This window comes from Modestobacter sp. URMC 112 (assembly GCF_053502575.1).
The window spans coordinates 792,819-815,055 of sequence record NZ_CP199957.1 but is presented as its reverse complement, the minus strand read 5'-3'; the positions used below and the strand labels follow the sequence as shown (position 1 = coordinate 815,055).

At 71.0% G+C, this 22,237-nt stretch carries 36 protein-coding genes; 2 read left to right on the top strand and 34 right to left on the bottom strand.

Annotation, left to right across the window (positions count from 1 at the left end; genetic code table 11):
• Positions 1–43: 43 nt before the first annotated feature.
• Complete coding sequence (gene fdhD / locus ACWIX6_RS03975) at positions 44–871, bottom strand: formate dehydrogenase accessory sulfurtransferase FdhD (RefSeq protein ID WP_448615543.1); 828 nt, start codon at positions 869–871, stop codon at positions 44–46.
• A gap of 42 nt (positions 872–913) precedes the next feature.
• On the opposite strand from fdhD, the gene mobA reads away from it, so the two are divergent.
• Both mobA and ACWIX6_RS03965 read left to right on the top strand, forming a co-directional pair.
• Positions 914–1,498, top strand: coding sequence for a molybdenum cofactor guanylyltransferase (gene mobA / locus ACWIX6_RS03970; protein ID WP_448615542.1), 585 nt, complete (start codon positions 914–916; stop codon positions 1,496–1,498).
• A gap of 73 nt (positions 1,499–1,571) precedes the next feature.
• Positions 1,572–2,057, top strand: coding sequence for an NAD(P)H-binding protein (locus ACWIX6_RS03965; protein WP_448615541.1), 486 nt, complete (start codon positions 1,572–1,574; stop codon positions 2,055–2,057).
• Here the strand turns inward: ACWIX6_RS03965 and truA are convergent.
• From truA to tuf, 33 genes are all read right to left on the bottom strand, one after another.
• Positions 2,054–2,899, bottom strand: a complete 846-nt coding sequence (gene truA / locus ACWIX6_RS03960; RefSeq protein WP_448616972.1) for a tRNA pseudouridine(38-40) synthase TruA — start codon at positions 2,897–2,899, stop codon at positions 2,054–2,056. The genes ACWIX6_RS03965 and truA overlap by 4 nt on opposite strands.
• 8 nt (positions 2,900–2,907) lie before the next feature.
• Positions 2,908–3,732, bottom strand: coding sequence for a 50S ribosomal protein L17 (gene rplQ, locus ACWIX6_RS03955; RefSeq protein WP_448615540.1), 825 nt, complete (start codon positions 3,730–3,732; stop codon positions 2,908–2,910).
• 221 nt (positions 3,733–3,953) lie between these two features.
• Entirely contained in the window at positions 3,954–5,021 is a 1,068-nt protein-coding gene (locus ACWIX6_RS03950) for a DNA-directed RNA polymerase subunit alpha (protein ID WP_448615539.1), read from the bottom strand.
• Positions 5,022–5,167: 146 nt separating this feature from the next.
• A complete protein-coding gene (rpsD, locus tag ACWIX6_RS03945; protein WP_448615538.1) occupies positions 5,168–5,794 on the bottom strand; it encodes a 30S ribosomal protein S4 in 627 nt (208 codons plus the stop codon).
• 35 nt (positions 5,795–5,829) lie between these two features.
• Complete coding sequence (gene rpsK / locus ACWIX6_RS03940) at positions 5,830–6,234, bottom strand: 30S ribosomal protein S11 (protein ID WP_179654038.1); 405 nt, start codon at positions 6,232–6,234, stop codon at positions 5,830–5,832.
• Between the two features lie 140 nt (positions 6,235–6,374).
• Positions 6,375–6,749 carry a 30S ribosomal protein S13 gene (rpsM, locus tag ACWIX6_RS03935; RefSeq protein ID WP_179654039.1) on the bottom strand — a complete coding sequence of 125 codons (375 nt, stop codon included), beginning with the start codon at positions 6,747–6,749 and terminating at the stop codon, positions 6,375–6,377.
• 15 nt (positions 6,750–6,764) lie between these two features.
• A complete protein-coding gene (gene rpmJ, locus ACWIX6_RS03930) occupies positions 6,765–6,878 on the bottom strand; it encodes a 50S ribosomal protein L36 (RefSeq protein WP_012950458.1) in 114 nt (37 codons plus the stop codon).
• Positions 6,879–6,948: 70 nt separating this feature from the next.
• Positions 6,949–7,170, bottom strand: coding sequence for a translation initiation factor IF-1 (gene infA / locus ACWIX6_RS03925; RefSeq protein ID WP_012950459.1), 222 nt, complete (start codon positions 7,168–7,170; stop codon positions 6,949–6,951).
• A 293-nt stretch (positions 7,171–7,463) separates the two neighbouring features.
• Positions 7,464–8,267, bottom strand: a complete 804-nt coding sequence (gene map / locus ACWIX6_RS03920; protein ID WP_448615537.1) for a type I methionyl aminopeptidase — start codon at positions 8,265–8,267, stop codon at positions 7,464–7,466.
• An 82-nt stretch (positions 8,268–8,349) separates the two neighbouring features.
• Positions 8,350–8,946 carry an adenylate kinase gene (locus ACWIX6_RS03915; RefSeq protein WP_448615536.1) on the bottom strand — a complete coding sequence of 199 codons (597 nt, stop codon included), beginning with the start codon at positions 8,944–8,946 and terminating at the stop codon, positions 8,350–8,352.
• Positions 8,946–10,256: a preprotein translocase subunit SecY gene (secY, locus tag ACWIX6_RS03910; protein ID WP_448615535.1), complete on the bottom strand. Its 1,311-nt coding sequence runs from the start codon at positions 10,254–10,256 to the stop codon at positions 8,946–8,948. Before secY ends, ACWIX6_RS03915 begins: the two co-directional genes overlap by 1 nt.
• Positions 10,257–10,414: 158 nt before the next feature.
• A complete protein-coding gene (gene rplO / locus ACWIX6_RS03905; RefSeq protein WP_448615534.1) occupies positions 10,415–10,858 on the bottom strand; it encodes a 50S ribosomal protein L15 in 444 nt (147 codons plus the stop codon).
• Between the two features lie 13 nt (positions 10,859–10,871).
• Complete coding sequence (gene rpmD, locus ACWIX6_RS03900) at positions 10,872–11,054, bottom strand: 50S ribosomal protein L30 (RefSeq protein WP_164699904.1); 183 nt, start codon at positions 11,052–11,054, stop codon at positions 10,872–10,874.
• 1 nt (position 11,055) lies between these two features.
• Complete coding sequence (gene rpsE / locus ACWIX6_RS03895) at positions 11,056–11,685, bottom strand: 30S ribosomal protein S5 (protein WP_448615533.1); 630 nt, start codon at positions 11,683–11,685, stop codon at positions 11,056–11,058.
• A gap of 52 nt (positions 11,686–11,737) precedes the next feature.
• Complete coding sequence (gene rplR, locus ACWIX6_RS03890) at positions 11,738–12,166, bottom strand: 50S ribosomal protein L18 (RefSeq protein WP_448615532.1); 429 nt, start codon at positions 12,164–12,166, stop codon at positions 11,738–11,740.
• Positions 12,166–12,705, bottom strand: coding sequence for a 50S ribosomal protein L6 (rplF, locus tag ACWIX6_RS03885; protein WP_448615531.1), 540 nt, complete (start codon positions 12,703–12,705; stop codon positions 12,166–12,168). The genes rplR and rplF overlap by 1 nt, the downstream gene beginning before the upstream one ends.
• 15 nt (positions 12,706–12,720) lie before the next feature.
• Positions 12,721–13,125, bottom strand: a complete 405-nt coding sequence (rpsH, locus tag ACWIX6_RS03880) for a 30S ribosomal protein S8 (RefSeq protein WP_448615530.1) — start codon at positions 13,123–13,125, stop codon at positions 12,721–12,723.
• Between the two features lie 175 nt (positions 13,126–13,300).
• The gene (locus ACWIX6_RS03875) at positions 13,301–13,486 is read right to left on the bottom strand and encodes a type Z 30S ribosomal protein S14 (RefSeq protein WP_448615529.1); all 186 of its coding nucleotides are present in this window, start codon (positions 13,484–13,486) and stop codon (positions 13,301–13,303) included.
• A 23-nt stretch (positions 13,487–13,509) separates the two neighbouring features.
• A complete protein-coding gene (gene rplE, locus ACWIX6_RS03870) occupies positions 13,510–14,094 on the bottom strand; it encodes a 50S ribosomal protein L5 (RefSeq protein WP_448615528.1) in 585 nt (194 codons plus the stop codon).
• Positions 14,095–14,098: 4 nt separating this feature from the next.
• Positions 14,099–14,446 (bottom strand): 50S ribosomal protein L24, encoded by a 348-nt coding sequence (gene rplX / locus ACWIX6_RS03865; protein WP_448615527.1) that lies wholly within the window; start codon positions 14,444–14,446, stop codon positions 14,099–14,101.
• Positions 14,447–14,448: 2 nt separating this feature from the next.
• Entirely contained in the window at positions 14,449–14,817 is a 369-nt protein-coding gene (gene rplN, locus ACWIX6_RS03860) for a 50S ribosomal protein L14 (RefSeq protein WP_029433456.1), read from the bottom strand.
• A gap of 202 nt (positions 14,818–15,019) precedes the next feature.
• Positions 15,020–15,310 (bottom strand): 30S ribosomal protein S17, encoded by a 291-nt coding sequence (gene rpsQ, locus ACWIX6_RS03855; RefSeq protein WP_448615526.1) that lies wholly within the window; start codon positions 15,308–15,310, stop codon positions 15,020–15,022.
• On the bottom strand, positions 15,307–15,540 hold the full coding sequence (gene rpmC / locus ACWIX6_RS03850) for a 50S ribosomal protein L29 (protein WP_091536438.1): 234 nt from the start codon (positions 15,538–15,540) through the stop codon (positions 15,307–15,309). Before rpmC ends, rpsQ begins: the two co-directional genes overlap by 4 nt.
• Positions 15,540–15,956 (bottom strand): 50S ribosomal protein L16, encoded by a 417-nt coding sequence (gene rplP, locus ACWIX6_RS03845; protein WP_110550656.1) that lies wholly within the window; start codon positions 15,954–15,956, stop codon positions 15,540–15,542. Before rplP ends, rpmC begins: the two co-directional genes overlap by 1 nt.
• Before the next feature lie 3 nt (positions 15,957–15,959).
• Entirely contained in the window at positions 15,960–16,895 is a 936-nt protein-coding gene (gene rpsC / locus ACWIX6_RS03840; protein WP_448615525.1) for a 30S ribosomal protein S3, read from the bottom strand.
• Positions 16,895–17,359 (bottom strand): 50S ribosomal protein L22, encoded by a 465-nt coding sequence (gene rplV / locus ACWIX6_RS03835; protein WP_448615524.1) that lies wholly within the window; start codon positions 17,357–17,359, stop codon positions 16,895–16,897. The genes rpsC and rplV overlap by 1 nt, the downstream gene beginning before the upstream one ends.
• 27 nt (positions 17,360–17,386) lie before the next feature.
• Entirely contained in the window at positions 17,387–17,668 is a 282-nt protein-coding gene (gene rpsS, locus ACWIX6_RS03830; RefSeq protein WP_091061398.1) for a 30S ribosomal protein S19, read from the bottom strand.
• Between the two features lie 23 nt (positions 17,669–17,691).
• Positions 17,692–18,525, bottom strand: a complete 834-nt coding sequence (rplB, locus tag ACWIX6_RS03825) for a 50S ribosomal protein L2 (RefSeq protein WP_448615523.1) — start codon at positions 18,523–18,525, stop codon at positions 17,692–17,694.
• 69 nt (positions 18,526–18,594) lie between these two features.
• Positions 18,595–18,897, bottom strand: coding sequence for a 50S ribosomal protein L23 (gene rplW, locus ACWIX6_RS03820; protein WP_014742856.1), 303 nt, complete (start codon positions 18,895–18,897; stop codon positions 18,595–18,597).
• Complete coding sequence (rplD, locus tag ACWIX6_RS03815; protein WP_448615522.1) at positions 18,894–19,868, bottom strand: 50S ribosomal protein L4; 975 nt, start codon at positions 19,866–19,868, stop codon at positions 18,894–18,896. Before rplD ends, rplW begins: the two co-directional genes overlap by 4 nt.
• Complete coding sequence (gene rplC, locus ACWIX6_RS03810) at positions 19,865–20,530, bottom strand: 50S ribosomal protein L3 (RefSeq protein WP_448615521.1); 666 nt, start codon at positions 20,528–20,530, stop codon at positions 19,865–19,867. The genes rplD and rplC overlap by 4 nt, the downstream gene beginning before the upstream one ends.
• 14 nt (positions 20,531–20,544) lie before the next feature.
• Positions 20,545–20,850 (bottom strand): 30S ribosomal protein S10, encoded by a 306-nt coding sequence (gene rpsJ, locus ACWIX6_RS03805; protein WP_014742859.1) that lies wholly within the window; start codon positions 20,848–20,850, stop codon positions 20,545–20,547.
• Positions 20,851–20,968: 118 nt separating this feature from the next.
• Positions 20,969–22,162: an elongation factor Tu gene (gene tuf / locus ACWIX6_RS03800; RefSeq protein ID WP_448615520.1), complete on the bottom strand. Its 1,194-nt coding sequence runs from the start codon at positions 22,160–22,162 to the stop codon at positions 20,969–20,971.
• Positions 22,163–22,237 lie beyond the last annotated feature (75 nt).

Sequence of the window (22,237 nt, the reverse complement as noted above, 5' to 3'; positions counted from 1 at the left end):
TCCGTCGGCGACCTCGGTCCCGTTCCGCTGTGGGGCGTTCCCCTCAATCCAGGATGAGCCTGTCGGGGCGGGTGTAGACGTTGCAGCCGTCGCCGCGGAGGAAGCCGATCAGGGTGATGCCCACGTCCTCGGCCAGCTCGACCGCGAGCGAGCTGGGCGCCGACACCGCGGCGAGCACCGGGATGCCCGCCATGGCCGCCTTCTGGGTGAGCTCGAACGAGGACCGTCCGCTGACCATCAGCACGTGCCCGGACAGCGGCATCCGGCCCTCGCGGACGGCGTCGCCGACGACCTTGTCCACGGCGTTGTGCCGGCCGACGTCCTCGCGCAGTGCCACCAGCTCGCCCTCGGCGGTGAAGAGGCCCGCCGCGTGCAGCCCGCCGGTCCGCTCGAACACCTCCTGGGCGGCCCGCAGCCGGTCCGGCAGCGCGAGCAGCGTCGCCAGGGTCAGCCGCGTGCCGTCGGCGGCGACGTCGACGGTCGTCTTCGTGCGGATCGCGTCGATGCTCGCCTTGCCGCACACGCCGCACGAGCTCGAGGTGTAGAAGTTCCGGTCCAGCGCGGTGTCCGGCGCCTCCACGCCCGGGGCCAGGTCGACGTCGACGACGTTGTAGGTGTTGCGCCCCTCGTCGTCCACGGAGTTGCAGTACCGCAGCCCGGCCACGTCCGCCGAGGAGTGGATCACGCCCTCGGTGACGAGGAACCCGTGCACCAGGTCGAAGTCGTGCCCCGGCGTCCGCATGGTGACCGCGAGCGGCGTGCCGCCCAGCCGGATCTCGAGCGGCTCCTCGGCGGCCACGGTGTCGGGCCGGGTGCCGTGCACGGCACCCCGGATGCGCAGCACGGGCGTACGGCTGGTGACTCGTCCCACGGAGCCGACGGTACTCACCGGTAGCGCCCTACCGTTCGCCCCATGGACGCCCTCCCGCCCTACGCGGCCGTGGTACTGGCCGGCGGCAAGGCGGCCCGGCTCGGCGGCCGGCACAAGCCGCAGCTGCAGGTGGGCGGCCGCGCGATGCTGGACACCGTGCTCGCGGCCGTGGCCGACGCGGAGCCCCGCGTGGTGGTCGGCCCGCCCCAGCCGGTGCCCGAGGGTGTGGTCCTGACCCGCGAGACGCCGCCCGGGGGCGGGCCCGTGCCGGCGCTGCGGGCCGGGCTCGCCGCCGTCCCGGGGGACGTGGTCGTGGTGCTGGCCGGCGACCTGCCCTTCCTGACCGCCGGCCTGGTCACCGCCCTGCGGGAACGGCTCACCGGCGACGGCGTCCTGGTGGTGGACGAGACCGGCCGGGACCAGCTGCTGCTGGGCGCCTGGCGGACGGAGGTGCTGCGCGCGGCGGTGGCGGGCGCGCGCGGGCCGACGTCGCTGCGGTCGGTGCTGGCCCCCCTTGCCGTCCGCCGCTACCGGCCCCCGGTCCCCCGAGGCGGCCCGGCGCCCTGGACCGACTGCGACACCCCCGCCGACCTGGCCCGCGCCCGGGCGCACCGCCCCGCCGACTGACCTCCGGGCCCACGGGTAGGGCCGGCACCATGCGCGTCGTCATCGCCGGAGCCCACGGCCAGGTCGCGCGCCGGTGGGCCGGCTGCTCACCGCCCGGGGCGACACCGTCCTCGGCGTCGTCCGGGACCCCGCCCAGCGCGACGACCTGACCGCCGACGGCGTCGACCCGGTGGTGCTGGACCTGGAGCGGGTGAAGGCCGAGGCTGTCGCGACCATGCCCTCGATGGGCGTCGAGTCGGTCGCCGGCGGGGCGACCCCCGAGGGCATGGACGAGGTCTTCGTCGCCTACCTGCGCGCCAAGCCGGCCGCTGAGGAGGACCTGCTGGCCCGCGCCGCCCTGGACCTCACGGTGCTGCGCCCCGGCGGGCTGACCGACGAGCCCGGCACCGGGCGGGTGCGGCCGGCCCGCCACGTCCCCCGCGGGGAGGTACCCCGGGACGACGTGGCCGCCGCCCTGGTGGCCCTGCTCGACCGCCCGGGCGGGGGTGCCGTCGTCGAGCTCGTCGGCGGGGACACCCCCATCGGGGACCCCGTTGCCGCCCTGACCTCCCCGCGCTAGGAGCGCTTCGCGCGGGTGACCAGCGCGCGGGCGGCGAGCTGCTCGTCCGGCGGGTAGTCCACGCGCACCAGGGTCAGCCCGGACGCCGGCGCGACCGGCACGTCGTTCGCGCGGGTCCGCAGGGACAGCAGCGTGGCGGGCCAGCCCGCCGGGCGGCGCCCCTCCCCCACCGCGAGCAGAGCCCCGACCAGGCTGCGGACCATCGAGTGGCAGAACGCGTCGGCCGACGCGCGCACCTCGACGAGGTCACCGTCCCGGCCGACGTCGAGGTCCAGCAGCGTGCGGACGGTCGTCGCGCCCTCGCGCCGGCGGCAGTACGCCGCGAAGTCGTGCTGGCCGACCAGCAGCGCCGCGGCCACCCGCATGGCGGGGACGTCGAGCCGGCGGGGCCAGCCGACCGTGTCGGCGCGGCGCAACGGGGGCGGGCCCGCGTCGGCGTCGGTGAGCCGGTAGACGTAGTGCCGGGCCAGCGCGCCGAAGCGGGCGTCGAAGGCGGGCGGCACGACCCGCACCGCCGTGACCGCGACGTCGGCCGGCAGCACGCCGCGCAACCGCCGCAGCAGCCTGTCCCGGTGCCCCGCCAGGAGGTCGGCGGGGAGGTCGGCGTGCGCCACCTGACCGGTCGCGTGCACGCCGGCGTCGGTGCGCCCGGCGACGGTCAGGTCCACGTCGCAGCGCAGCACCGTGGCCAGCGCCAGCTCCAGCTCGCCCTGCACGGTCCGCAGCCCGGGCTGCCGGGCCCAGCCGTGCAGGCCGGTGCCGTCGTAGGCGACGTCGAGCCGGACGCGGACGAGCCCGCCACCGGGGTCGGTGACGGGCTCGTCGTGGTGCGCGTGCTCCAGGGCGGTGCTTACTTCGGGTCGGGCGCCGACTCGCCGCCGGGGGCCTGACGTCCGGCGGTGGCGGCGTCGCCGAGCTCGGCTGCCTCCACCTCGGCCGCAGCCGCGGCCGCGACGTCCGGGGACAGCGCCGGGTCGTCGACCAGGGCGGCGTTCTCCCGGGTGGGCTCCGGGGTCACGTCGGAGTCGTCCTGGACCTCGCCGTCGGGGTTGAAGACGTCGGCGACGACCTCCTGGGCCTCCGCGACGTCGTCCTCGGACGCCGCAGTGGCACCGGTGACGGCCGGGCTGGTGTCCCCGCCCGGACCGGTGGTCTCGCCCTCGTTCTCCACGACCTGGACGTCGTCGTCGGAGGTGTCGTCGGAGGCCTCGAGGGCGTCCGCGGTGACCTCACCGGCCGCGGAGGCGGCGCCGGCACCGCTGGCGAACCGCGTGCCACGGGCCCGCTCGGCCTCGCCGACGGCCTGCTGACCGACGGTCAGCGCCTCGACCAGCTCGATGACCGCCATCGGCGCGTTGTCGCCCTTGCGGGGACCGACCTTGACGATGCGCGTGTAGCCACCGGGCCGGTTCTCGAAGCGGGGACCGATGTCGGCGAACAGGTGGTGCACGACGTCCTTGTCCCGGATCGTCGTCATCACCTGGCGCCGGGCGTGCAGGTCACCGCGCTTGGCGAAGGTGACGAGCTTCTCGGCCAGCGGACGCAGCCGCTTGGCCTTGGCCTCGGTGGTGGTGATCCGGCCGTGCTCGAACAGCGAGGTGGCCAGGTTGGCCAGCATCAGCCGCTGGTGCGCGGGGGAACCGCCGAGACGGGGGCCCTTGGTGGGGGTGGGCATGTCGGTCCTTCCTCAGGCGGCCGGGCGGGCGTGTGCCGGGCTGCGTCGTCCATCACGTGCTGCATGTGCTGCGTCCGGGCCAGTGTGGCGGGTCCGGACGCGGAGCCGGACGGCGGGTTCACCGCCGTCCGGCTCGGCCCCGCTGCAGGCCCCGTCCCGAGGCTCGCCCCGAGCGTGCGAGGGGTGAGGAGGACGGGGTCCTTCTACAGCGGGGTCCTTCGTCAGAGCTGCTCGGTCTCCTGGTAGCCGCCCTCGGCGTACTCCTGGCCGTCGGCGTACTCGGTGACGCCCTGGTAGGCGTCGGTCTCGTAGCCCTCGTCGTAGCTCTCGATCGAGGAGGGCACGAACCCGGGCGGGCTGTCCTTGAGCGCGAGGCCCATGGCAGCCAGCTTCAGCTTGACCTCGTCGATGGACTTGGCACCGAAGTTCCGGATGTCCAGCAGGTCGGCCTCGGAGCGGGTGACGAGCTCGCCGACGGTGTGCACGCCCTCGCGCTTGAGGCAGTTGTACGACCGGACGGTGAGGTCCATGTCCTCGATCGGCATCGAGAAGTTCGCGATGTCGGCGGCCTCGGCCGGGCTGGGCCCGACCTCGATGCCCTCGGCGTCGACGTTCAGCTCACGGAGCAGGCCGAACAGCTCGACCAGCGTGGAGCCGGCGCTGGCGATCGCGTCCCGCGGCTCCATCGACGGCTTGGTCTCGACGTCGACGACCAGGCGGTCGAAGTCCGTGCGCTGCTCGACACGGGTGGCCTCGACGGCGTAGGTCACCTTGAGCACCGGGGAGTAGATCGAGTCGACGGGGATGCGACCGATCTCCTGGCCGGGCTGCTTGTTCTGGGTGGCCGGCACGTAGCCACGACCCCGCTCGACGACCAGCTCGATCTCGAGCCGGCCCTTCGCGTTCAGGGTGGCGATGTGCAGCTCGGGGTTGTGCACCTCGACACCGGCCGGGGGCGCGATGTCGGCGGCGGTCACCTCACCGGGACCCTGCTTGCGCAGGTACATGGTCACCGGCTCGTCGGAGTCGGAGCTGACGACCAGGCCCTTGAGGTTCAGGATGAGCTCGGTGACGTCCTCCTTGACGCCCGGCACGGTGGTGAACTCGTGCAGGGTGCCCTCGATCCGGATGCTGGTGACAGCAGCGCCGGGGATCGAGGAGAGCAGGGTGCGACGCAGCGAGTTGCCGAGGGTGTAGCCGAAGCCGGGCTCGAGGGGCTCGATGACGAAGCGCGAGCGCTGGGCGTCGATCGTCTCCTCGGTGAGGGTCGGACGCTGTGCGATGAGCATGGTGGATCTCCTCCAGGTCCTCCGGCGACCGCCATATGACGCCGTGAGGGGGTGGTGCCGCCGGGGCGGACATCGGTCCACCCGCCCCGCCGTCGTGCTGTCGTGCCGTGCTGGTCGTGCGGTCTAGCTGAGCGGCAGGGCGCCGATCACTTGGAGTAGAGCTCCACGATCAGCTGCTCCTGCACGGGGGTGTCGATCACCTGGCGCGCCGGGATCGAGTGCACCAGCACCTTGAGCTGGCTGCTGATGACCTCCAGCCACGGCGGCACCGGCCGCTGGCCGGCGCGGGCCTGGGCGATCTGGAAGGGCAGCATCTCGACCGACTTGGCGGCGACCTCGACGATGTCGTTGGCGCTCACCCGGTAGGACGGGATGTCGACCTTGCGGCCGTTGACCTTGATGTGGCCGTGGCGCACCAGCTGGCGGGCCATGTCGCGGGACTCGGCCAGGCCGGCCCGGTAGACCACGTTGTCCAGGCGGGACTCGAGGATCTGCAGCAGGACCTCACCGGTCTTGCCCGACTTCTTGTTCGCCTCTTCGTAGTAGCCGCGGAACTGCTTCTCCAGCACGCCGTAGATGCGGCGGGCCTTCTGCTTCTCGCGCAGCTGCAGCAGGTACTCGCTGTCCTTGGTGCGACCGCGGCCGTGCTCGCCCGGCGGGTAGGGCCGGATCTCGATCGGGCACTTCGGGGACTCGCACTTGCTGCCCTTGAGGAACAGCTTCATCTTCTCGCGCCGGCACATGCGGCAGTCGGCTCCGGTGTAACGGGCCACGTCAGGTACTCCTCGTTCGTCTCGTCAGTGACCGGTCAGACCCGGCGGCGCTTCTTGGGGCGGCAGCCGTTGTGCGGCTGCGGCGTCACGTCCTGGATCTGCCCGACCTCGAGGCCCGTGGCCTGGAGGGAGCGGATCGCCGTCTCGCGACCGGACCCAGGGCCCTTCACGAAGACGTCGACCTTGCGCATGCCGTGCTCCTGGGCCTTGCGCGCGGCGTTCTCGGCAGCCATCTGCGCCGCGAACGGCGTGGACTTGCGGGAGCCCTTGAACCCGACGTGCCCGGCCGAGGCCCAGCTGATCACGTTGCCCGTGGGGTCGGTGATCGACACGATCGTGTTGTTGAAGGTGCTCTTGATGTGCGCCGCGCCGTGGGCGACGTTCTTCTTCTCCTTGCGGCGCACCTTCTTGGCGGCACCCGCGCGAGCCCTGGGAGGCATGTCTCTCCGGTCTGTGTCTGTGTTCGTGGCCTGGTCGTGCACTGCACGGGGGCAGCAGGGTTGGGCAGCAACCCGGGGGCTGCGGGCGCGCGACCGGTCCGCGTCAGCGGACGCCGGGACCGCGCGCCGTCACGCCTGGGTCAGCGGGCCTTCTTCTTGCCCGCGATGGTCTTGCGCGGGCCCTTGCTCGAGCGCGCGTTGGTCTTCGTGCGCTGCCCGTGCACCGGGAGACCGCGGCGGTGCCGGATCCCCTGGTAGCAGCCGATCTCCACCTTGCGGCGGATGTCACCGGCCACCTCGCGGCGCAGGTCACCCTCGACGCGGAAGTGCTCGTCGATGTAGTCGCGCAACTTCAGCAGGTCCTCGTCGGTCAGGTCCTTGGCGCGCAGGTCGGGGCTGACGCCCGTCGCGGCCAGGGTCTCCTTCGCGGAGGTCTTGCCGATGCCGTAGATGTAAGTGAGAGCGATCTCCATCCGCTTCTCGCGGGGGAGGTCGACACCAGCCAGTCGTGCCATTTGTCAGGTACTCCCTCAGCCCTGGCGCTGCTTGTGCCGGGCGTTGTCGCAGATGACCATGACCCGGCCGTGCCGGCGGATCACCTTGCACTTGTCGCAGATCTTCTTCACCGACGGCTGGACCTTCACCGGTGCCGGCCCTCATTCCTCAGATCGATGTGTGCCGCCGTCCGCGCACGGTGGCGCGACCGGGCGGCGGTCACTTGTAGCGGTAGACGATGCGTCCGCGGGTCAGGTCGTAGGGCGAGAGCTCCACGACCACGCGGTCCTCGGGCAGGATGCGGATGTAGTGCTGCCGCATCTTGCCGCTGATGTGGGCGAGCACTCGGTGCCCGTTCTGCAGCTCGACCCGGAACATCGCGTTGGGCAGCGGTTCGACGACGCGACCCTCGACCTCGATGGCCCCGTCCTTCTTCGCCATGCCCTGCGGGCTCCTTCTTCTCGTCCGAGCTGACAGCGCCCATGCCGGACCGGCAGGAGCGGTGGTGCGGGATTCGGTGGTGCGGGCGGTCTCGCAGAGGCGCCCGGAGTCGTACGGCCACAGCACGACGACGGACGGCGCGAACGCCAACGGCCACTGTACTCCCAGGACCACCGGCTCTCCAACCCGGCCCACAGTGACAGCGACCATGCCCTGTCGGCCCCGCTGCAGGGGCCCACACCGAGCGTGCGAGGCGTGGGGGGCAGCGGGGTCCTCCTACTGCACGAGGGCCGTCAGGTGCGGGGGGTGATGCCGAACGGGGCGAGGCCGGCGACGCCGCCGTCGGTGGCGGTGAGCACCCACGGGCCCTCGGGCGTGATCGCCACGGTGTGCTCGAAGTGCGCGGCGCGCGACCCGTCCTTGGTCACCACGGTCCAGCCGTCCTCGAGCTCGGCGGTCGCCGGGTCGCCCACGGTGACCATCGGCTCGATGGCCAGGGCCAGACCCGGGACGAGCTTGGGCCCCCGCCCGGCGCGTCCGTAGTTGAGCACGTGCGGGTCCTGGTGCATCTCGGTGCCGATGCCGTGGCCGCCGTAGTGGTCGACGATCCCGTACCTGTGCGGGTGCGCGGTGATGGACTCCTCGACCGCGTGGCTGATGTCGGTCAGCCGGCCGCCGGCCACCGCCTTGGCCAGCCCGGCCCACATCGACCGCTCGGTGACGGCGATCAGCTCGGCGTCCTCCGCGGAGGGCTCCCCCACCGTGACGGTGACGGCGGAGTCCCCGTGCCAGCCGGCGAGGATCGCGCCGCAGTCGATCGAGATGTTGTCGCCCTCGGCGAGGGCGCGCCCCGGGTCCGGGATGCCGTGCACGACCTCGTCGTTGATCGAGGCGCAGATGCTGCCGGTGAAGCCGTGGTACCCGAGGAAGGAGGGCACCGCCCCGGCGGTCCGGATGTGGTCCTCGGCGATGGCGTCGAGCTCACCGGTGGTCACGCCGGGACGGACGGCGGCCCGCACCGCGTCGATCGCGCCGGCCACCACCAGCCCGGCGGCCCGCATCAGCTCGACTTCCTGCGCGGTCTTGATCTGGATCATCCGTCCACTCCACTTCGCCAGTACCGGGAGGCGGGCCAGGAGCGTGGAGCCGAGGTCACCGTGCACCGCCGTCCCGCCCTGCTCAGACCGCGGAAGCCGGACCCACGCCGAGCGCGGCCAGCGCCCGGCCGGTGACCTCGTCGATCTCCCCGATCGCGTCGATCCGGCTCAGCAGACCCGCCTCGTCGTAGAACCCCGACAGCGGAGCGGTCTGTTCCCGATACACCTCCAGCCGGTGGCGCACCGTCTCGGGCTTGTCGTCCTCGCGCTGGACCCACTCGCCGTCGACCTGCATCCGCCGTCCGGACAGCCGGCGCACAAGCTCGTCCTCGTCGACGACGAGCTCGAGCACCCGGTCGAGCTTCTGGCCGAGCTCCGCCAGGGAGTCCCGGAGCTGCTCGGCCTGGGCGATGGTCCGCGGGAAGCCGTCGAGCAGGAAGCCGTCGACCGCGTCGGCCTCGGCGAGCCGATCGGTGACCATGGCGACGGTGATCTCGTCAGGTACCAGGTCACCGGCGTCCATGTAGACCTTGGCCTGCTGGCCGAGGTCGGTCTGGCCGCTCACGTTGGCCCGGAAGATGTCCCCGGTCGAGATGGCCGGCACCGACAGCTCTCCGGCGATGATCTGGGCCTGGGTCCCCTTGCCGGCTCCCGGCGGTCCCAGCAGCACGACGCGCACTAGCGGAGGAACCCTTCGTAGCTGCGCTGGTTGAGTTGCGTCTCGATCTGCTTCACGGTCTCCAAGCCCACTCCCACCATGATCAGCACCGCGGTCCCGCCGAACGGGAAGTTCTGGTTCTGCCCCTCCTGGGTGATCGAGAGGAACAGGTTGGGCAAGACTGCCACGAGACCCAGGTAGATCGACCCGGGGAGGGTGATCCGGGACAGCACGTACTGCAGGTACTCCGCCGTGGGCCGGCCGGGACGGATGCCGGGGATGAAGCCGCCGTAGCGCTTCATGTCGTCGGCCCGTTCCTCGGGGTTGAACGTGATCGAGACGTAGAAGTACGTGAAGAACACGATGAGCGCGAAGTACACCGCGATGTGCACCGGGCTGCTCTGGTTGATGACGTAGTTCTCGATGAACCGGCGCACCGGCCCGCTGCTGTCGCCCTGCAACTGGCTGATCAGCTGGGGCAGGTACAGCAGGGACGAGGCGAAGATGACCGGGATGACACCGGCCTGGTTCACCTTGAGCGGCAGGTAGGTCGACGTGCCGCCGTACATCCGGCGGCCGACCATCCGCTTGGCGTACTGCACCGGGATCCGGCGCTGCGCCTGCTCGACGTAGACCACGGTGCCGATGATCAGCACGGCGATGGCGCAGACGATGCTGAAGATCAGGACGCCGCGGGTCTGCAGGATCGCCCCGCCCTCGGCCGGGATCCGGGCGGCGATCGAAGTGAAGATCAGCACGGACATGCCGTTGCCGATCCCCTTCTCGGTCAGCAGCTCGCCCAGCCACATGATGACGGCGGTGCCGGCGGTCAGGGTCACGACCAGGACGACGGTGGTCCACACCGAGTCCGACGGGATGATGTCCTGCGGGCAGTTGGGGAACAGCTGACCGCTGCGGGCCAGGGCGATGATCCCGGTGCTCTGCAGGACGGCGAGCGCGATGGTCAGGTACCGGGTGTACTGGGTCAGCTTCTGCTGGCCCGACTGCCCTTCCTTCTTCAGCTGCTCGAAGCGCGGGATCACCACGACCAGCAGCTGCACGATGATGCTGGCCGTGATGTACGGCATGATCCCCAGCGCGAACACCGACAGGCGCAGGAGCGCACCGCCGGAGAACAGGTTCACCAACGAGTAGACGTCGGCCTGGTCGGAGGCCTGTGCCTGGTCGAGGCAGCTGTTGATCGCCTCGACGGACACCCCGGGACCGGGGACGCTGGCGCCCAGCCGGTAGACGGCGATGATCGCCAGGGAGAACAGCAGCTTGCGCCGGAGGTCTGGCGTCCGGAACGCCGCGGCGAACGCCTGCAGCACGTGCCCTCCCCGAGTCGGTCGTATGAGTTTAAGGACCACCCTGCCCCCACCAGTCGCAGGCTCGCGACGGGGCCCTGCAGGGCGGACGTCGGATCGCACCTGTGGGAGCTGAGCGACAGAAGACCCCCGGGGCAGAGAGCCCCGGGGGTCGACCGCTGCTAGAGCTGGGTGGCGCTGCCCCCGGCCGCGGCGATCTTGTCCGCGGCGGACGAGGAGAAGGCGTGCGCCGACACGTGGACGGCGACACCGCCGAGGTCACCGGAGCCGAGGACCTTGACCGGCTGGCCACGGCGGACGGCGCCGGCCTCGGCCAGCGTGTCGGGGTCGATGGACCCGCCCTGCGGGAACAGGGAGGCGATCCGGTCCAGGTTCACGACCTGGAAGACGACCTTGTTGGGCCGGGTGAACCCGGACAGCTTCGGCAGCCGCATGTACAGCGGGGTCTGGCCGCCCTCGAAGCGGGCCGAGACCTGCACGCGGGCGCCGGAGCCCTTGGTGCCGCGACCGGCGGTCTTGCCCTTGGAGCCCTCACCACGACCCACGCGGGTCTTCTTGGTGTGGGCGCCGGGAGCCGGTCGCAGGTGGTGGACCTTGAGAGTCATGTCGTTCCCCGTCTCAGACGATCTCTTCGACGGCGACCAGGTGCGGCACCGTCGCGACCATCCCGCGGATCTCGGGACGGTCCTCCTGGACGACCGAGTCGTTGATCCGCTTGAGCCCCAGCGAACGCAGCGTCTGACGCTGGTTCGGCTTGGTGCCGATGGCCGACTTGACCTGGGTGACCTTCAGCTGAGCCACGTCAGACCCCCTGACCGGCCCGCGCCCGCAGCATCGCCGCCGGAGCGACGTCCTCGAGGGGCAGACCGCGGCGGGCCGCGATCTCCTCGGGACGCACGAGATCCTTCAGCGCCTGCATGGTCGCGTGCACGATGTTGATCGGGTTCGAGGACCCGAGGCTCTTGGAGAGCACGTCGTGGATGCCGGCGCACTCGAGGACGGCGCGCACCGGGCCACCGGCGATGACACCGGTACCCGGGCTGGCCGGCTTGAGCAGCACGACACCGGCCGCCGCCTCACCCTGCACCGGGTGCGGGATGGTGCTGGCGATGCGCGGCACGTTGTAGAAGTGCTTCTTGGCCTCCTCGACGCCCTTGGCGATGGCCGCGGGCACCTCCTTGGCCTTGCCGTAGCCCACGCCGACCTTGCCGTCGCCGTCGCCCACGATCACCAGGGCGGTGAAGCTGAAGCGCCGACCGCCCTTGACGACCTTGGACACGCGGTTGATGGCCACGACCCGCTCGATGAAGTTGCTCTTCTCGACCGGACCGCCGGGGCCGCGCCCGCCGTCACGGCGGTCACGCCGGTCGTTGCCGCCGCCGGCGCCACCGGCACCGCCGGCGCCACCGCCGCGTCGCTGTGGTCCTGGCATCAGACGTCCCTCTCGATCATGCTCGGCATCTCGTTCGTGGATGAGGTGCTCATCAGAAGTCCAGCCCGCCCTCGCGGGCGGCGTCGGCCAGCGCCGCGATGCGCCCGGAGTACCGGTTGCCCCCACGGTCGAAGACCACCGCGGTGATCCCGGCGGCCTTGGCGCGCTCGGCGACCAGGGCCCCCACCTGGCGGGACAGCGCGGACTTGTCGCCGTCGGCGCCCTTGAGGCTCGCGTCCAGCGTCGAGGCGCTGACCAGGGTGCGGCCGACGGTGTCGTCGACGACCTGGACGTGGATGTGCCGCGAGCTGCGCTTGACCACCATGCGGGGGCGCTCCGGCGTGCCGGAGACGCGCTTGCGCAGCCGGTTGTGCCGGCGGAGCCGGCCCACCCGGCGGGCGGTGCTGATGTCGGTGCCGACGGGCTTGTGCACCCTGGCGGCCTTCTCGGTGGTCCCGGTCTGGGACTGTGCCTGTGCCATCACTTGCCCGTCTTCCCGACCTTGCGCTTGACGACCTCGCCCTGGTACCGCACGCCCTTGCCCTTGTACGGGTCGGGCTTGCGGATCTTGCGGATCTTGGCGGAGACCTCGCCGACCTGCTGCTTGTCGATCCCGCTCACCCGAAGGCGGGTGGGGGCCTCGACGGTGAAGGAGATCCCCTCGGGGGCGCGCACCACGACCGGGTGGCTGAAGCCCAGCGCGAACTCGAGGTCGGCACCCCGGGCCTGCACGCGGTAACCGACGCCGACGATCTCCAGGGTCTTGTCGTACCCCTGGGTCACGCCGGTGATCATGTTGGCGATGAGGGTCCGGGACAGCCCGTGCAGGGCCCGGCTCTCCCGCTCGTCGTCGGGCCGCTGCACCTGCAGCGTGCCGTCCTCACCGCGCTCGACGGTGATGGGAGCCGCGACCGTGTGGCTCAGCTTCCCCTTCGGTCCCGAGACGTTGACCGTGCGCCCGTCGATGGCCACGTCCACGCCGCTCGGCACCGGAATCGGGAGTCGTCCGATCCGTGACATGTCAGCTCGCTCCTCTTACCAGACGTAGGCGAGGACTTCCCCACCCACGCCCTTCTTGTTCGCCTGCTTGTCGGTGAGCAGCCCGGTGGAGGTCGAGATGATCGCCACTCCGAGACCGCCGAGCACCTTGGGCAGAGCGGTGGACTTCGCGTAGACCCGCAGGCCCGGCTTGGACACCCGACGGAGGCCGGCGATGCTGCGCTCCCGGTTCGGCCCGTACTTGAGGTCGACCACGAGCTCCTTGCGCACGTGGCCGTCGACCTCGACGTCCTTGACGGTCCAGCCGCCGATGTAGCCCTCCTGCTGGAGGATCTCGGCCACCTTCGTCTTCAGCTTCGACGACGGCATGGCCGCCGCGTCGTGGTACGCCGAGTTCGCGTTGCGGATGCGCGTGAGCATGTCCGCGATCGGGTCGGTCATCGTCATGGGTGTGTGTTGCCTCTCTCGCCGCGGTTCCCTCCGCACGGTGCGGGGGCCTTTCGGCGATCGGTACTACGGGAAAGGTGCGTTGCGAGCCCGGACGGATGTCTGGGACCGGCCCTGTCGTAGGGGCCCCGCGACGTGCGAAGCGCGTCGTGGGGGGACGACGGGGTCCTTACCAGCTGGACTTGGTGACGCCGGGAAGCTCGCCGGCGTGGGCCATCTCGCGGACGCAGATCCGGCACAGGCCGAACTTGCGGAAGACGGCGTGCGGACGGCCGCAGCGCTGGCAGCGGGTGTACCCGCGGACCGCGAACTTCGGCTTGCGGGCCGCCTTGTTGATGAGAGCCTTCTTGGCCATTTCTGTGATCCCCTCGCCCGCGGTCAGCGGGTCGCGTTCACGACGGTCTGGCCGGCGAAGGGGAAGCCGAGCAGCGTGAGCAGCTCGCGACCCTCCTCGTCGGTGGTGGCGGTGGTGACGAGCGTGATGTCCATGCCCCGGGGCCGGTCGATCCGGTCCACGTCGATCTCACGGAACATCGACTGCTCGGTCAGCCCGAAGGTGTAGTTGCCGTGGCCGTCGAACTGCTTGGGGTTCAGACCGCGGAAGTCACGGATGCGGGGCAGCGCCAGGCTCAGCAGGCGGTCGAGGAACTCCCACATGCGGTCGTTACGCAGGGTGACCTTGGCGCCGATGGGCATGCCCTCACGCAGCTTGAACTGGGCGATGGACTTGCGGGCGCGGACGACGATCGGCTTCTGGCCGGTGATCGCCGTCAGGTCGCGGACGGCGCCGTCCATCAGCTTGGCGTCGCGGGTGGCCTCGCCGACCCCCATGTTCACCACGATCTTGACCAGACCGGGGATCTGCATGACGTTGTCGTAGCCGAACTCGTTCTTCAGCGCCGGCGCGATGTCCTCGCGGTAGCGGGCGAGCAGCCGGGGCAGCTCACGGGTGGGTGCGCTCATGGCTTCAGAGGTCCTTACCGGTGCGCCGCGAGACCCGGATGCTGCGGCCTTCCTCGTCCTTGCGGTAACCGACCCGGGTCGGCGTGTCCTCGGAGTCGATGACCATCACGTTGCTCACGTGGATGGCGGCCTCCTGGGTGACGATCCCGCCCGACTGGGCACCGCGCTGGGTGGTGCTGATCCGGGTGTGCTTCTTCACCCGGCCGATGCCCTCGACGAGGACCTTCTGGGTCTTGGGGTAGGCGGCGATGACGCGGCCCTTCGCACCCTTGTCCTTGCCGGACAGGACGACGACCGAGTCGCCCTTCTTGACCTTCATCGACGGGGTCTTCCCGCTGGTCGGCTGAGCCATGGTCACAACACCTCCGGGGCGAGCGAGATGATCCGCATGAACCGCTTGTCGCGGAGTTCCCGGCCCACGGGGCCGAAGATGCGCGTGCCGCGCGGGTCGCCGCTGTCGCGGATGATGACCGCGGCGTTCTCGTCGAAGCGGATGTAGGAGCCGTCGGGACGACGGCGCTCCTTCACCGTGCGGACGACGACGGCCTTGACCACGTCGCCCTTCTTGACGCCGGCGCCGGGCAGCGCGTCCTTGACGGTGGCGACGATGACGTCACCGATGCCCGCGTAGCGTCGGCCGGACCCGCCGAGCACACGGATGCACAAGATCTCCTTGGCACCGGTGTTGTCGGCGACTCGCAGCCGCGACTCCTGCTGGATCACAACCTGCTCCTGTGTCTCTGCGGCGACAGCCGGACCGGATCGGTGAACCGGCTGTCCGGCACCCACGTGCGTACGCACCGGCAGCGAGCGCCGCCGGTGCGTACGAGCACGGGTACCGGGATGCGGCGCGCACCCGGGGGGCGCGCCAGTCGTCCAGGGTACTCCCTGCCGGCCGGCCCCGAGAGACCGGCGTCGGGTTCGCCTACTTGGCCTTCTCGACGACGGTCACCAGGCGCCAGCGCTTGGTGGCCGAGGTGGGCCGCGTCTCCATGATCTGGACGCGGTCGCCGATGCCGGCGGTGTTCTGCTCGTCGTGCGCCTTGAGCTTGCTCGTCCGGCGGAGCACCTTGCCGTACAGGCCGTGCTTCACCCGGTCCTCGACCTCGACGACGATGGTCTTCTCCATCTTGTCGCTGACGACCAGGCCCTCGCGCACCTTGCGGTCACCACGGCGGGCGATCTCGGGGGTGCCGGTCTGCTGGGTCTCGCTCATGCCACACCCTCGTTCGGGGCGACCGAGAGGCCCAGCTCGCGCTCACGCATGATCGTGTAGATCCGGGCGATGTCGCGGCGGACGGTCTGCAGTCGCCGGTTGTTGTCCAGCTGGCCGGTGGCCACCTGGAACCGCAGGTTGAACAGTTCCTCGCGCGACTCACGCAGCCGCGTGGCCAGCTCGTCGGCCGACAGCTCGCGCAGTTCGGGGGCGGACAGTCCGGCGGCCATCACACCTCTCCTTCACGGGTGATGAAGCGGCACTTCATGGGGAGCTTGTGGATCGCGCGGCGCATGGCCTCGCGGGCCACGGGCTCGGCGACACCGGACAGCTCGAACATGATCCGGCCCGGCTTCACGTTGGCCACCCACCACTCGGGCGAGCCCTTGCCCGAGCCCATGCGGGTCTCGGCCGGCTTCTTGGTCAGCGGGCGGTCCGGGTAGATGGAGATCCACACCTTGCCGCCACGCTTGATGTGGCGGGTCATGGCGATACGGGCGGACTCGATCTGCCGGTTGGTGACGTACGCCGGCTCCAGGGCCTGGATCGCGAAGTCACCGAAGTTGATCGCGGTGCCACCCTTGGCGGCACCCGACCGGCTCGGGTGGTGCTGCTTGCGGTGCTTGACCCGACGTGGGATGAGCACGTGTCAGCCCTCCGTGTTCTCGGCACCGGCGGCCGTGGCGGCCGCGGTGCCCTCGGCGCCGGCGGCCTCGCCGACGCTCTGTGCGGGAGCGGCGTCGCCGGAGGTCGCGGCCACGGCGCTGGCCGTGGTGTCGACGGTGTCGGCGGACGCCTCGGGAGCCTGGCCGGCCGGGGTCTCGGCCGCTGCGCGACCGGCCTCGGTGCCGCCGGCGGTGGTGCCGGTCGAGCCCGACCGGCGCTGCGGACGCTGGGCCCGCTCGCGGCGCTGCTGACGCTGGGCGAGCGCCTCGAGGGCCTCCCGCTCGGCGCGCGAACCGCTGGCGTCGCCCTTGTAGATCCAGACCTTGACGCCGATGCGGCCGAAGGTCGTGCGGGCCTCGTAGATGCCGTAGTCGATGTTCGCCCGGAGGGTGTGCAGCGGCACGCGACCCTCGCGGTAGAACTCCGACCGGCTCATCTCGGTGCCGCCCAGACGACCGGAGCACTGCACCCGGATGCCCTTGACCTGCGGGCTGCGCTGGGCGGACTGCATGGCCTTGCGCATCGCGCGGCGGAAGCTGACACGGCTGGACAGCTGCTCGGCGACACCCTGGGCGACCAGCTGCGCGTCCGACTCGGGGTTCTTCACCTCGAGGATGTTCAGCTGCACCTGCTTGCCGGTGAGCTTCTCCAGCTCCCCGCGGATGCGGTCGGCCTCGGCGCCGCGGCGGCCGATGACGATGCCCGGGCGCGCGGTGTGGATGTCCACCCGGACGCGGTCACGGGTGCGCTCGATCTCCACCTTCGAGATGCCGGCGCGCTCCATGCCCTTGCCCATGAGCTTGCGGATCGCCACGTCCTCCTTGACGTAGTCCGCGTACAGCTTGTCCGCGTACCACCGGGACTTGTAGTCGGTGGTGATGCCGAGCCGGAACCCGTGCGGGTTGACCTTCTGACCCACTAGCGGGTCCCTCCCCTCGTGTTGCTCTTCTGCTGGACGGCCGGGCCGGACTGCCCGGTGTCGCGCCGTGCCTTGCGAGACCGCTGGGCGAGCTCGGCGTTCGAGCTCACCTCGGTGACCTCGACGGTGATGTGGCTGGTCCGCTTGTTGATGCGGAACGCCCGGCCCTGCGCCCGCGGACGGATCCGCTTGAGCGTCGGGCCCTCGTCGACGAACGCCGCGCTCACCACGAGGGCGGCCGGGTCCAGACGGAGGTTGTGCTCGGCGTTGGCCACCGCGCTGGCGACGACCTTGGCCACCGGCTCGCTGGCGCTCTGCGGGGCGAAGCGCAGCAGCGCGAGCGCCTCGGAGGTCGGCAGGTAGCGGACCATGTCCACCACCCGGCGCGCCTTCATCGGGGTGACGCGGACGAACCGGGCGGTGGCCCGGGCGACCGGCGTCTCCTGTCCCAACTGGGAAGTCATGTCAGCTTCTCTCTACCTGGTCGGCCGTCAGCCGCGCCGCGACCGGCGGTCGTCCTTGACGTGCCCGCGGAACGTGCGGGTGGGCGCGAACTCGCCGAGCTTGTGCCCGACCATCGCCTCGGTCACGAAGACCGGGACGTGCTTGCGGCCGTCGTGCACCGCGAGGGTGTGGCCGAGCATGTCGGGGATGATCGTCGAGCGCCGCGACCAGGTGCGGATGACGTTCTTGGTGCCCTTCTCGTTCTGGGCGTCCACCTTGGCGAGCAGGTGGTCGTCGACGAAGGGGCCCTTCTTGAGGCTACGTGGCATGTCTGGAGAGCTCCTCTACCCGCTCAGCGCTTCTTGCCGGTGCGCCGGCGGCGCACGATCATGGCGTCACTGGCCTTCCGCTTGCGCGTCCGGCCCTCCGGCTTGCCCTTCGGGTTCACCGGGTGGCGGCCACCGGAGGTCTTGCCCTCACCACCACCGTGCGGGTGGTCGACCGGGTTCATGGCCACACCGCGGACGGTCGGGCGCTTGCCCTTCCACCGCATCCGGCCGGCCTTGCCCCAGTTGATGTTCGACTGCTCGGCGTTGCCGACCTCGCCGACCGTCGCGCGGCAGCGGACGTCGACGTTGCGGATCTCGCCCGAGGGCATCCGCAGCTGGGCGAAGCGGCCCTCGCGGGCGACCAGCTGGACGCTGGTCCCGGCCGAGCGGGCGATCTTGGCCCCGCCACCCGGGCGCAGCTCGATGGCGTGGACCACCGTGCCGACCGGGATGTTGCGCAGCGGCAGGTTGTTGCCCGGCTTGATGTCCGCGGCCGGGCCGCACTCGACGGTGTCGCCCTGCTTCAGCCGCGCCGGCGCGATGATGTAGCGCTTCTCACCGTCGGCGAAGTGCAGCAGCGCGATCCGCGAGGTGCGGTTCGGGTCGTACTCGATGTGCGCGACCTTGGCCGGCACGCCGTCCTTGTCGGCCCGGCGGAAGTCGATCAGCCGGTACGCGCGCTTGTGCCCGCCGCCCTGGTGCCGGGCGGTGACCCGGCCGTGGACGTTGCGCCCGCCACGACCGTGCAGCGGCCGGACCAGCGACTTCTCGGGATGGTCGCGGGTGACCTCGGCGAAGTCGGCGACGGACGAGCCGCGGCGGCCCGGCGTCGTCGGCTTGTACTTACGGATGGCCATGGTTCCTCAGAGTCCCTGTCTGTTCTCTCTGGTCCGATCGGTGGTCCGGGCTGGCGACGGCGGAAGCCGTCAGGCGCCCGGGCCCCCGAAGAGCTCGATGCGGTCGCCGGGGGCGACGGAGACGATGGCGCGCTTGGTGTCCTTGCGCTTCCCCATCACAGCGCCCTTGGAGCGCTTCCTCTTCCCCTGGCGGTTGATCGTGTTGACGGCGAGGACCTTCACGTTGAAGACCTGCTGCACAGCGATCTTGATCTGCGTCTTGTTCGCGTCCGGCCGGACGATGAACGTGTACTTGTTCTCGTCGAGCAGGCCGTAGCTCTTCTCCGAGATGACCGGGGACAGCAGGACGTCCCGGGGGTCGCGGACGCTCATGCCTTCTCCTCGGTGGTGTCGGTGGTGCCGTCCTCGGTGGGCGCCTGCGCGTCCGGCCCGGCGTTGGCGGCGGCCGCCTGCTCGGCGGGCGCGGCAGCGGCCTCGGCGGCGGTGGACGGAGCGGCCTCCTGCGGGTCGGCGGCGGGAGCCGTCGTCCGCGGCTTGGCGGCCACCGACTGGGGGGCCGCCGACGCGGAGGTCACCTCGACGGTGCCCTCGCCCTCGGCCGGGGCGATCGACGGCACGCCGCCGGAGAGCCCCGAGGTGGACAGGTCGGGCAGCTCGGCGGACGAGGCGCGCCCCGTGACGCTCTTGCCCTTGGCCGGCCCGGCGACGTACTCGGCGAGCGCGGTCTCGGTGAAGACCACCTCGTCGGCGACGAGCACGTCGTAGGTGTTGAGCTGGCCGGCCTCGATCAGGTGCACCCGCGGCTCGTTGCGCAGGCTGATCCAGTTGAGGACGTCGTCGCGGTCGAGGACGACCAGCACGCGCTTGGCGGTGGTGATGCCGTTGAGCACGGCCAGCGCGGACTTCGTCGAGGGGGTGTCCCCGTCGACGAACGCGGAGACCACGTGCACGCGGTCCTCGCGGGCCCGGTCCGAGAGGGCACCGCGCAGCGCGGCGGCCTTCATCTTCTTGGGCGTCTTCTGGTCGTAGTTGCGCGGCACCGGGCCGTGCGAGATGCCACCGCCGGAGAACTGCGGCGCACGCAGCGACCCCTGACGGGCCCGGCCGGTGCCCTTCTGGCGGTACGGCTTGGCGCCGGTGCCGCTGACCTGGGCGCGCGTCTTGGTCGAGTGCGTGCCCTGGCGCGCCGCGGCGAGCTGGGCGACGACGACCTGGTGCAGCAGGGACACGTTGGCCGGGGCGTCGAAGAGCTCGCCGGGCAGCGTCACGCTGCCGGAGGTCTCCCCCGCCGGGGTGCGGACGTCGACCTGGCGGTCGGTCCGGGTGTCGGTCGGCTGGCTCACTTCTCGTCACTCCTCACGGGCCCGCCCTTGACCGCGGAACGGACGAGCAGCAGCCCCCCGCGCGGACCGGGGACGGCGCCCTTGATCAGCACCAGGCCCTTCTCGGTGTCGACCGCATGGACGGTCAGCGAGAGCGTCGTCGTGGTGACGTTGCCCATGCGACCGGCCATCCGGACGCCCTTGAAGACGCGGCCGGGGGTGGAGGCGCCACCGATCGAGCCGGGGGCGCGGTGCTTGCGGTGGGTGCCGTGGCCGGCGCCGAGGCCCTTGAAGCCGTGACGCTTCATGACGCCGGCGGTGCCCTTGCCCTTGCTTGTGCCGATGACGTCGACCTTGGCGACGTCGGAGAGGACCTCGGCGGTCAGCTCCTGGCCCACCTGGTAGTCACTGGCGTCCTCGGTGCGCAGCTCGACGACGTGCCGCCGGGGCGTGACGCCCGCCTTGGCGAAGTGCCCGGCCTCGGGCTTGTTCACCTTGCGGGGGTCGATCGCGCCGAAGCCGAGCTGGACGGCGGAGTACCCGTCCTTCTCGGGGGTGCGGACCTGCGTGACCACGCACGGGCCCGCCTTGACGACGGTCACCGGCACGATGCGGTTGTTCTCGTCGAAGACCTGGGTCATCCCCAGCTTCTCGCCGAGGAGACCACGGAATGTGCTCGCCATGTCTGGAACAGCCCTTACTGGATGTTGACGTCGACCGAGGCCGGCAGGTCGATGCGCATGAGCGCGTCCACCGTCTTCGGCGTCGGGTCGAGGATGTCGATGAGCCGCTTGTGCGTGCGCATCTCGAAGTGCTCGCGCGAGTCCTTGTACTTGTGCGGCGAGCGGATCACGCAGTACACGTTCTTCTCCGTCGGCAGCGGCACCGGGCCGACGACGCGCGCTCCGGTCTTCGTCACCGTGTCCACGATGCGCCGCGCCGAGGCATCGATGGCCTCGTGGTCGTAGGCCTTCAGCCGGATGCGGATCTTCTGTCCCGCCATCGCCTGTCTTCGCTCCTGCCGATCGGGTGGTTCTGGGGTCACTGGGTCGGTTGACCCGGGGGTCCCGGGGCGACCCGGGGGGTGGGCGGCGGCCGTCCGGCCGCCGCCCACCGGGGACTCACTTGTTGATCTTGACGACCCGGCCGGCGCCGACGGTGCGGCCACCCTCGCGGATGGCGAAGCGCAGGCCCTCCTCCATGGCGATCGGCTGGATCAGCTCGACCGTCATCTCGGTGTTGTCGCCGGGCATGACCATCTCGGTGCCCGCGGGCAGGGTCACGACGCCGGTGACGTCCGTCGTCCGGAAGTAGAACTGGGGACGGTAGTTGTTGAAGAACGGCGTGTGCCGGCCACCCTCGTCCTTCGAGAGGATGTAGACCGAGCCCTCGAAGTTCGTGTGCGGGGTGATCGAGCCCGGCTTGACGATGACCTGGCCGCGCTCGACGTCCTCGCGCTTGATGCCGCGCAGCAGCAGACCGACGTTGTCACCGGCCTGGCCCTGGTCGAGCAGCTTGCGGAACATCTCGACGCCGGTGACGGTCGTCTTGTGCGAGCCGGGACGGATCCCGACGATCTCGATCTCCTCGGAGACCTTGACGATGCCGCGCTCCACGCGACCGGTCACCACGGTGCCGCGGCCGGTGATGGTGAAGACGTCCTCGACGGGCATGAGGAACGGCTTGTCGATCTCACGCTCGGGCTCGGGGATGGCCGTGTCGACGGCGTCCATGAGCTCCATGAGCTTGTCGCCCCACTCGGCGTCGCCCTCGAGGGCCTTCAGCGCGGAGACGCGGACCACGGGGACGTCGTCGCCCGGGAACTCGTACTCGGACAGCAGCTCACGGACCTCCAGCTCGACGAGCTCGAGGATCTCCTCGTCGTCCACCATGTCGGCCTTGTTCAGGGCCACCACGATGTAGGGGACGCCGACCTGGCGGGCCAGGAGGACGTGCTCCTTGGTCTGCGGCATCGGGCCGTCGGTCGCCGCGACCACCAGGATGGCGCCGTCCATCTGCGCCGCACCGGTGATCATGTTCTTGATGTAGTCGGCGTGACCGGGGCAGTCGACGTGCGCGTAGTGACGGTTCTCCGTCTGGTACTCCACGTGCGCGATCGAGATCGTGATGCCGCGGGCCTTCTCCTCGGGCGCCTTGTCGATCTGGTCGAACGCGGACGCCTCGTTGAGGTTCGGATACTTGTCGTGCAGGACCTTGGTGATCGCCGCGGTGAGCGTCGTCTTCCCGTGGTCGATGTGCCCGATGGTGCCGATGTTGACGTGCGGCTTGGTCCGCTCGAACTTGGCCTTGGCCACTGAGGTTCCTCTCGGTCGGTTCTTCGCAGTCGTTCGCGTGTCTGGGGGGTGCGAGCTCACGCTCGCGGTGGCCGG

Excerpts from the sequence above, each read along its gene's own strand:
- mobA (WP_448615542.1), top strand. The coding sequence starts at position 914 with ATGGACGCCCTCCCGCCCTACGCGGCCGTGGTACTGGCCGGCGGCAAG.
- rplQ (WP_448615540.1), bottom strand. The coding sequence starts at position 3,732 with ATGCCCACCCCCACCAAGGGCCCCCGTCTCGGCGGTTCCCCCGCGCAC.
- ACWIX6_RS03950 (WP_448615539.1), bottom strand. The coding sequence starts at position 5,021 with ATGCTCATCGCACAGCGTCCGACCCTCACCGAGGAGACGATCGACGCC.
- rpsK (WP_179654038.1), bottom strand. The coding sequence starts at position 6,234 with ATGCCTCCCAGGGCTCGCGCGGGTGCCGCCAAGAAGGTGCGCCGCAAG.
- rpsM (WP_179654039.1), bottom strand. The coding sequence starts at position 6,749 with ATGGCACGACTGGCTGGTGTCGACCTCCCCCGCGAGAAGCGGATGGAG.
- infA (WP_012950459.1), bottom strand. The coding sequence starts at position 7,170 with ATGGCGAAGAAGGACGGGGCCATCGAGGTCGAGGGTCGCGTCGTCGAA.
- map (WP_448615537.1), bottom strand. The coding sequence starts at position 8,267 with ATGATCCAGATCAAGACCGCGCAGGAAGTCGAGCTGATGCGGGCCGCC.
- rplO (WP_448615534.1), bottom strand. The coding sequence starts at position 10,858 with ATGACTCTCAAGGTCCACCACCTGCGACCGGCTCCCGGCGCCCACACC.
- rpsE (WP_448615533.1), bottom strand. The coding sequence starts at position 11,685 with ATGCCAGGACCACAGCGACGCGGCGGTGGCGCCGGCGGTGCCGGTGGC.
- rplR (WP_448615532.1), bottom strand. The coding sequence starts at position 12,166 with ATGGCACAGGCACAGTCCCAGACCGGGACCACCGAGAAGGCCGCCAGG.
- rplF (WP_448615531.1), bottom strand. The coding sequence starts at position 12,705 with ATGTCACGGATCGGACGACTCCCGATTCCGGTGCCGAGCGGCGTGGAC.
- rpsH (WP_448615530.1), bottom strand. The coding sequence starts at position 13,125 with ATGACCGACCCGATCGCGGACATGCTCACGCGCATCCGCAACGCGAAC.
- ACWIX6_RS03875 (WP_448615529.1), bottom strand. The coding sequence starts at position 13,486 with ATGGCCAAGAAGGCTCTCATCAACAAGGCGGCCCGCAAGCCGAAGTTC.
- rplE (WP_448615528.1), bottom strand. The coding sequence starts at position 14,094 with ATGAGCGCACCCACCCGTGAGCTGCCCCGGCTGCTCGCCCGCTACCGC.
- rplX (WP_448615527.1), bottom strand. The coding sequence starts at position 14,446 with ATGGCTCAGCCGACCAGCGGGAAGACCCCGTCGATGAAGGTCAAGAAG.
- rpsQ (WP_448615526.1), bottom strand. The coding sequence starts at position 15,310 with ATGAGCGAGACCCAGCAGACCGGCACCCCCGAGATCGCCCGCCGTGGT.
- rpmC (WP_091536438.1), bottom strand. The coding sequence starts at position 15,540 with ATGGCCGCCGGACTGTCCGCCCCCGAACTGCGCGAGCTGTCGGCCGAC.
- rplV (WP_448615524.1), bottom strand. The coding sequence starts at position 17,359 with ATGACTTCCCAGTTGGGACAGGAGACGCCGGTCGCCCGGGCCACCGCC.
- rpsS (WP_091061398.1), bottom strand. The coding sequence starts at position 17,668 with ATGCCACGTAGCCTCAAGAAGGGCCCCTTCGTCGACGACCACCTGCTC.
- rplB (WP_448615523.1), bottom strand. The coding sequence starts at position 18,525 with ATGGCCATCCGTAAGTACAAGCCGACGACGCCGGGCCGCCGCGGCTCG.
- rplW (WP_014742856.1), bottom strand. The coding sequence starts at position 18,897 with ATGAGCGTCCGCGACCCCCGGGACGTCCTGCTGTCCCCGGTCATCTCG.
- rplC (WP_448615521.1), bottom strand. The coding sequence starts at position 20,530 with ATGGCGAGCACATTCCGTGGTCTCCTCGGCGAGAAGCTGGGGATGACC.
- rpsJ (WP_014742859.1), bottom strand. The coding sequence starts at position 20,850 with ATGGCGGGACAGAAGATCCGCATCCGGCTGAAGGCCTACGACCACGAG.